Source organism: Hymenobacter cavernae (assembly GCF_014641455.1).
GTDB lineage: Bacteria > Bacteroidota > Bacteroidia > Cytophagales > Hymenobacteraceae > Hymenobacter > Hymenobacter cavernae.
In genome coordinates this window covers 23,260-30,428 of the sequence record NZ_BMHT01000014.1, presented here as the reverse complement: position 1 = coordinate 30,428, position 7,169 = coordinate 23,260, and the positions used below count along the sequence as shown (strand labels likewise).

The following is a 7,169-nucleotide window of genomic DNA, read 5'->3' as shown; positions in this document are numbered from 1 at the left end:
GCCTCCCTGTTTGGCTACGTGACCCTGGCCCTGCAAGCTGAAAACACCCCTTATGCTGGCCTCTCGCCCACCTGGGACCGGCTGGCCCGCCCGCCCCGCCGCGTGCTCGAATCTTGGCTGCTCTACCCGGCTTTCCTGGCCCTCTCGCTGCTGCTCGTGCAGTCTTTTGACCGCTCGGTGCTCACCGTGTTGCTCATGCTGGAAGTGGTGGCCGTGTTCAGCACCAGTCTGCTGCTGCGGCGGCAGGATTTGCGCTACCTCGCCCTAGCTGGTATGCTGGGCTCGCTGCTGCGGTTGGTGTTTTTCGATCTGAGCCGGAGCGGCACCATCACGCGGGCCTTCGTCTTTATCTTCATGGGCCTGCTGCTGCTGGGCATGAATGCGCTATATGCCCGCTTCAAAGCCCGCTTCACGCCAGCGGATGAGCTGGCGGCCGAGGATGTCCCGCCGGAATAATCGAGTCTATACACGTTAAGCCGGCGTACCGGAGCGGGGAATTGGCACCCAACTCTTTCCGTATGCTATCTCGTGGGCCACCCCCCACGGGGTGCATCTGCTGCCGTTGATCACGGACAAACAACGCCCCGAAGCCGTGCGGTTCAACGAATCGCACGGCTTTGTGAACTCGCCTGCGGGCCTGAAGCTGCACCTTAAGCCGTACGGCCAGCAGGGGAGGCGGTCACTTACTTGATTGAAGAGCAACAGGCTAGGCCAGGCAGTAGTAATGGCCGTCAGCGGTACGAAGTGCAGTCTGTAACGTTCTATAGAGGAGCCTTTACAGTACGTTATAAGCGCAGCAGGAACTGTCCTACCATCTTTTGAGCAGTGTTGAAGCTGTTTACGTGCTGCAAAGGGGGTGGTTAGCAATATGTAAAAAGTGCTTCATTATCGCTGATGTGGCTTTGGGAGTGCTTTCCCCTGTTCGGCTTCCTGTACATCCTTGTTCACGGCATTGATTTCGTCTTCCATCTGCCGCATGGCGGCGTCACGGTTGATGGACACGGAATAGCGGTGCAGGTCTTTACCGGCTGCATCCATTTCGCCTGTTATCGTGACGGTGTATTTCGGATTGCTACAGTACAGGTCATAAGGCGAAAAATGGGTTACTATCGCATTCGGATCTTCCTCGGGCACCTCTCCGGGTCTCAGCACCACAAAGCCGGCCGCTACCAGCTGCTTGCGAAGCTGTACTACACACGCGGGGCTTCTGACGCGGTACACCAGCTCCTCCAGCAGCCGGCCATGAGCATCGGCGTGGAAAAGGAGGAAGGCATCAGTAGTCCTCGAATAAAGTTTATAGGAGGCGGGATTGTAGTCAATATCCGGGTCGTGTTCCCGCCACCGCACGCGTGCGAACCCCCCTTCCCGCAGCACCTTTTCCGACTCGAAGGGTTGCCTGCTCTCTCCAAGAAAATTCCCTTGCGCTTTTTCGGCCACGAGCAGCAGCTTTTTCAGCGAAAGGAATTGCGCCTGCGTCCGGCCGGTAGCCAGCAGCAACAAGGCGATAAGCAAGGTTTTCATGGTAGTCATCAGAACTGAAAATTACCCTACTGCGTCAGTCAGCGCCTCTTCCAAGCGGCGCAGGTCTGATTTCAGTGAGCACCTTATTCCCGGCAAAGTACCACATCGGCCGCGTCCCAAAAGGAGGCCAAAACTTACCACTTTTCCAAGAGTTGTCTTGGAAGCAATGTTATGTCAATCAACTTTTCTTAGGAAACGGACGAACTGACAGAGCAAGCTACTTCTTACTTTTATCTAACTAGAAGGCCTTTTATAAAGACAAGCCCCCACGACCTGCTCGCGATGAAACAATGCCTCCCCTCTACTGCCATCTTCCTGGTAGGGGCCGTTTGGTGGCTCAGCGCCTGTACGGCACCCACGAACTCAGCTCCCGAGTTGCTGAAGCGATACGACTACTCGATAGAACTGAGCCAATCGGGGCATGTGTACGAACTCCGGCACAAACGCTGGCGCTATCACGCCTTCAAACGTAACCCAGTACCTGTTGGCACAGTCATGTTTGCCTACTGGATCCATCGGCCCGATGGTAGTGGAACCAGCATCTTCAATCCCCCGAAAGCAGCACTCGATACGGTGGAGGCCGCCCTACAGCCAGCGCAAGCAGATAGTTTGTTTGCCCTCACGCACGCCTTCTTTCAGAGCTTTTCGCTGACCGATGTCGACACCGCTGGCAGGATTTGGAAGTACTCCGATGATAGCAGCGGCCGACTGCAAATTCACTGGCGAGGACAGACTTTAATGGGACAGATTCAGGAGCTACACACCTCCACCGTGGCGCGGCCCAGCGCCGCTTTTTACCGTGTGGACAGCTACTTCGACCGCCTATTTACTCCCTTGACTTTACAAAAAAAGCAAGGTCCGGTTAACATAAAAAAGACTTATACGACAGCCTGGTTTTGCCTCTTCGCTATCCCACCTAGTTTAAGGTTAAGCTAAATTTGCCATTGTTTGCATATCCGTATGGACCCATCATACCTAGATAAGTTGGAAGCCGCTTGGGAGCTTGAAACCGGTTTCTTAGGGCGCTTACGCGAAGGTATTTTTGATCCCGTGCTCTACGGCGACTTTGTGACAACTCTCATGAGCATTCAGCTTGATGAGCATGAACTGTTATCGCAACGATTTGTCACGCTGCTCTGGTTTATCTGTCCCTTTATGGAAAGGCAAACCGAGCGGGTAGCAGAAACAATTGACGTGGAAGAGTATGCGTTAAAAAGGGAGAATATTGAAAGGCAACTCGAACGCATTTTAGGATTACCTTAGTTGCGTATTTCTAAGATAGAGCAATTGTAAACGCCTTCGGTATACCTCGAAAAAGTTAATGAACATAATGTTTGTTATAAAGACATTATAAGAAAAATATTATTTTGACATTCTCTACCATATCCAACTTTATATAATACTTTACAAATAAGAAGCTTGCTACGGATTGGGCATTAGGAGTACCTAACGACTCTTGGTGCCACTTGCATCAAGCACTTTGACATTCTCTTGGATGGGTAGTGTTTCCTCAACCCATTGATATAAATCCTAATCGCACGTGATCGGTATATTCCTACAACCACTGCTTGGGTTGTTAACTCTGTTAGTCAGTAATCTACAGCCCCCCACGGCCGCGCCATTAGTCGGTACTTGGCGCGTAATCGCCGTCAAGAATACGTTTCTAGAGTTCGGAGTAGCAAAGCCTGCTCTTAGCCGAAAAGCGTTTGCTGCGCGAACACGAGCCTATTGGGGCAGTGAGTTTGTGCTCACGCAGGAGGCACTTACGTTTCCATCGCAGTTAGAGAAAACAGATGGGTACAGCCGAACGGCGAAGGTAACCGGTGCTACCTTCTTTCAACGAAGCGTGGACTCAGACGAAACCAGGCGCTATCCTGGCGGTGAACTCGAGTGTGATTATCGCGCCGCTGATACGACGTGCTTAGTAGGGAATACCTTCATGAACTTGCTCAACACCGCCGCCAGCACCTTACAAGTCTTTCATTATGAAGGACAGTCGGCGGATAAATATACCTACCAGCTTTGCGTGGTGAGTCCTACACGAATCGGCTTGTTTCTAACCAACGCCGATATCTTGTTGCTTTTAGACAAGCGGTGAGTCCTGCGAAGGAAAGACAGTGCCTTATCTTACTAACTAACATGCGATAGAGCCTATAACGTCTTCCAAACGTTGAATCAGAAAACGTTACAAGAGTTACCAAACAGGCTAATCAATGCCAAGGCTGCGTTTTATCACGTTACTTGACCGTTATTCGCAAAGTAGCATCACGTGTCTGGACGTGTTCAGTGCCACTATCCAATACGGCAGGCAGGCAAGGAGTCTCGAAAATGGCTAAGTGGCGCTCTCTAATTTTCTTGCTCACAGCTCTACTGCTCAGTAGCTGCGGATCGGCAAACCAAGAGGGTAGCCACGTCGAAGCACTCGCGCTTTTTACCTTCAATGGGTGGAACGAAACCCGGGCCTATCAGCTAGATAGCGTCGGCCAGGTGCACACGCTACGGCTCAATGTAGAAACCCAGGACTCGGTGGTGTCCTGTTTCACGCTCACGCCCTCCCAGTTGCGGCAAGTCATGGCCGTTGCTCAGGAGATTGCCCAAGTCCCCCCACATAAGGAAGCCCGTGAGCAACCTATTAGTTGTTCCGACTGTGGCATGACCAAAGCGGTGCTCTACCGACACGGCAAGAGTCGTGTCTATCAAGGGGACTGGCGTCAGTTTGAGCCCTCACTCAAGGAACTCGTACGAACCCTGCTCAAAGCAGATAGCTTACAACCACAGCACCCATGTACTTCCCGCTTCCAAGCGCCCGAGTTAACCCAAGGTGTGGAGGATTTGTTTCGATTGACCTCGCTCGAATAACAAGAGGGGAAGGGTACCAGGTTGGATATTTTGCAAAGGAGACCTTAAAAGATGTCCAACCGTTGATCAAACAACGCTTCTCTAATCGGCTTGGACATTTTGTAAACGGACCCCGTAAAGTGTCCAAGCACTGGGCGGGGTAGGGCAAGCAGACGAGCAGCCATTCCCAGGAGGGTAGTTGAGCCCCCTTTTGGCCGGGCGTGCGGTCTCAGCAAACGGACGTTTAATGAGACACGTGGGTGCTCTGTCCGATGAACTGCTTACTCATTCTTATTTTGTCTCATGGCTTTGTCTCACTATTCTATTTCTCATTATCTTGTATCCTACTGACTTCATAAGACTAGACCGATGATCTTTGGGTATGCCCGGGTGAGCACTGCCGATCAGCAGCTGCACCTGCAGACCGATGCTCTACAGAAGTATGGGTGCACCACGATTCTACAAGAGAAAGCCTCCTCGGTGAAGGAGCGTCCGGTGCTGCGGCAGCTGCTCGACCAAGTGCGACCAGGTGACACGGTCGTGGTCTGGAAGCTGGACCGGCTGGGCCGTTCCTTGAAAGACCTGGTGACGCTGGTCACCGGCTTTCAGGAGCAAGGGGTGAACTTCGTCAGTTTGCAGGATCACCTGGACACGACCACCGCCCAAGGCCGGTTGATGTTCAACCTGTTTGCTTCCTTAGCCGAGTTCGAGCGGGATCTCATCCGCGAGCGCACTAATGCCGGGCTAACAGCTGCACGAGCCCGAGGGCGGCAGGGGGGAAGACCCGCGGGCTTGAGCCCCGCCGCACTAGCCAAAGCCGAGGCCGCCAAGACCCTCTATTTACAAGGTCATACGGGTGGGCAGATCGCCACGCTCTTGGGCGCGGGGCGGGCGACCATCTACCGGTACCTGGCCTTCTTAGGCGTGACAACCAAGGGGTGAGCACGCTCTCGCTCTTCTTTTTGGGGCCTTGATCTTCTAACTAACAAGGCATCCATAAAAACGACATTCCGTTTTTCATGGATTTTGCAACCACGGATTTCATAGAAGCAGAGAATCTGGCAAGGGGAGTATTTAGCTACAGCTATCCAAGGTGTAGCGGCCTCAAGTAAGTATATTTACAAGCTAATATTATATTAAACTTGATCTAGCTTATGGTATTTTCTTTACTTCTACCGCGGCTATGCGCCGCTTTCTTGCTTACCGCTGGCCTGCTGGCTGGCAGCTTCTCGGTTCAGGCTCAAGCGTTAACCAAACAGTGGGACAAAACCTTTGGGGGTACGGCCTTTGATGGCTTGAATGCCTTACAGCCTACTAAAGAAGGGGGATATATTCTAAGCGGCTCTTCTGCCTCTAACGTTAGCAACGATAAAACCCAGGCGGGCCAGGGTGGGCAAGACTACTGGCTGATCAAGTTGGATGCGAGCGGTAATAAGGTCTGGGATCACAGCTTCGGAGGGAACGCTGATGACGTCTTACTTACCCTGCAGCAAACGCCGGATGGGGGCTATATCGTAGGAGGTTACTCCTCTTCGGACCGTAGCGGCGACAAAAGCCAGCCAAGCCGCGGTGGGCAAGACTACTGGGTCATAAAACTGGATGCTAGTGGCAATAAGGTTTGGGACCGTAGCTTCGGTGGGAGTGCGCATGACGTCTTATGCGCTCTGCAGCTCACCAGTGACGGCGGCTACCTGCTTGGAGGAGAATCGTACTCCGGCCTCAACGGTGATCGCACGCAAGCTACCCGAGGCGCCTCCGACTACTGGCTCATCAAGCTGGATGCCAACGGTAATAAACTCTGGGATCGAGCCTTCGGCGGTATTTCCGTGGACAAGATGCAAGCGCTACAGCCCACGCTGGATGGCGGTTATATCCTTGGAGGTTATTCGTACTCGATTGTGAGTGGCGACAAGACGCAGCCCAACCAAGGCACAATGGCCGATTATTGGATCGTGAAAGTGGACGTAAGTGGCAATAAGCTTTGGGACCGCACCTTCGGCGGCACAGACTTAGATTGGCTCCAGACGCTAGTGCCCACCAGTGATGGCGGCTATCTACTCGGCGGGCGGTCGTTTTCTGACCTCGGCGGCGACAAGACCCAAGCCAATCAAGGCCCCACAACAACGCCCGATTACTGGGTGGTGAGGCTTGATGCTAGCGGCAACAAAGTCTGGGATCGTACGATCGGCGGAGCAGGCTACGATCAACTTCACGTTTTACTGCCTACTCCGGATAGCGGGTATCTGCTGGCCGGGTTTTCCAATTCCGACATCAGCGGAGATAAAACACAAGCCGGTAAAAGCAAAGAACGCCACGACTATTGGCTCGTCAAGCTGGATGGCCAGGGGAATAAGTTGTGGGACCAGGTTGTAGGCGGTGCTGGAATTGACCAACTCTATACCCTGCAGCCTACACCCGATGGCGGCTACGTGGCCGGTGGCATTTCCAACTCCGGGGTGAGCGGCGACAAGACGCAGCCGAGTCAGGGAGACTTTGATTATTGGGTGGTGAAGCTCGGCCCGGATGTGGTGACTGCCACGGAGCCGCTTACTGCCTCAACTACGCTAAGCGTCTACCCTAATCCAGCCCACAATCGCCTAAGTGTGCTGCTGCCAGCAGCAACACCGCGCACGAGGCTGCACTTGTCGCTACTGGATGCTACTGGCCGCATCGTCTATCAGCAATCCCTGTTTGTACCATCGGGCACCGATCTGCCGGTGGAAGTAGGCCAGCACTCCGCCGGACTGTACTTGCTGCGGGTGGAAGGACTGGATGGCTTTGTAGCCACCCAGCGGGTGGTGTTGGAGTAA

At 53.4% G+C, this 7,169-nt stretch carries 7 protein-coding genes; 6 read left to right on the top strand and 1 reads right to left on the bottom strand.

Going from position 1 to position 7,169, the window contains the following annotated elements; all coding sequences use genetic code 11:
• A partial coding sequence (locus IEX74_RS22530; protein ID WP_188816354.1) for a DUF2339 domain-containing protein occupies window positions 1-456 on the top strand: 456 nt, incomplete at its 5' end.
• 429 nt (window positions 457-885) lie between these two features.
• Here the strand turns inward: IEX74_RS22530 and IEX74_RS22525 are convergent.
• Entirely contained in the window at window positions 886-1,521 is a 636-nt protein-coding gene (locus IEX74_RS22525; protein WP_188816353.1) for a hypothetical protein, read from the bottom strand.
• A gap of 282 nt (window positions 1,522-1,803) precedes the next feature.
• Here IEX74_RS22525 and IEX74_RS22520 point away from each other — a divergent pair, with 282 nt between their 5' ends.
• The 5 genes from IEX74_RS22520 to IEX74_RS22495 all read left to right on the top strand — a co-directional run bounded on the left by IEX74_RS22520 (window position 1,804) and on the right by IEX74_RS22495 (window position 7,169).
• Complete coding sequence (locus tag IEX74_RS22520; protein ID WP_188816352.1) at window positions 1,804-2,457, top strand: hypothetical protein; 654 nt, start codon at window positions 1,804-1,806, stop codon at window positions 2,455-2,457.
• A 24-nt stretch (window positions 2,458-2,481) separates the two neighbouring features.
• Window positions 2,482-2,784: a hypothetical protein gene (locus IEX74_RS22515; protein ID WP_188816351.1), complete on the top strand. Its 303-nt coding sequence runs from the start codon at window positions 2,482-2,484 to the stop codon at window positions 2,782-2,784.
• Window positions 2,785-3,876: 1,092 nt separating this feature from the next.
• Window positions 3,877-4,380 carry a hypothetical protein gene (locus IEX74_RS22505; protein ID WP_188816349.1) on the top strand — a complete coding sequence of 168 codons (504 nt, stop codon included), beginning with the start codon at window positions 3,877-3,879 and terminating at the stop codon, window positions 4,378-4,380.
• A gap of 348 nt (window positions 4,381-4,728) precedes the next feature.
• Window positions 4,729-5,301 carry a recombinase family protein gene (locus tag IEX74_RS22500; protein ID WP_188816348.1) on the top strand — a complete coding sequence of 191 codons (573 nt, stop codon included), beginning with the start codon at window positions 4,729-4,731 and terminating at the stop codon, window positions 5,299-5,301.
• A 212-nt stretch (window positions 5,302-5,513) separates the two neighbouring features.
• Window positions 5,514-7,169 carry a T9SS type A sorting domain-containing protein gene (locus IEX74_RS22495; RefSeq protein ID WP_188816347.1) on the top strand — a complete coding sequence of 552 codons (1,656 nt, stop codon included), beginning with the start codon at window positions 5,514-5,516 and terminating at the stop codon, window positions 7,167-7,169.

Excerpts from the sequence above, each read along its gene's own strand:
- IEX74_RS22525 (WP_188816353.1), bottom strand. The coding sequence starts at position 1,521 with ATGAAAACCTTGCTTATCGCCTTGTTGCTGCTGGCTACCGGCCGGACG.
- IEX74_RS22520 (WP_188816352.1), top strand. The coding sequence starts at position 1,804 with ATGAAACAATGCCTCCCCTCTACTGCCATCTTCCTGGTAGGGGCCGTT.
- IEX74_RS22515 (WP_188816351.1), top strand. The coding sequence starts at position 2,482 with ATGGACCCATCATACCTAGATAAGTTGGAAGCCGCTTGGGAGCTTGAA.
- IEX74_RS22500 (WP_188816348.1), top strand. The coding sequence starts at position 4,729 with ATGATCTTTGGGTATGCCCGGGTGAGCACTGCCGATCAGCAGCTGCAC.
- IEX74_RS22495 (WP_188816347.1), top strand. The coding sequence starts at position 5,514 with ATGGTATTTTCTTTACTTCTACCGCGGCTATGCGCCGCTTTCTTGCTT.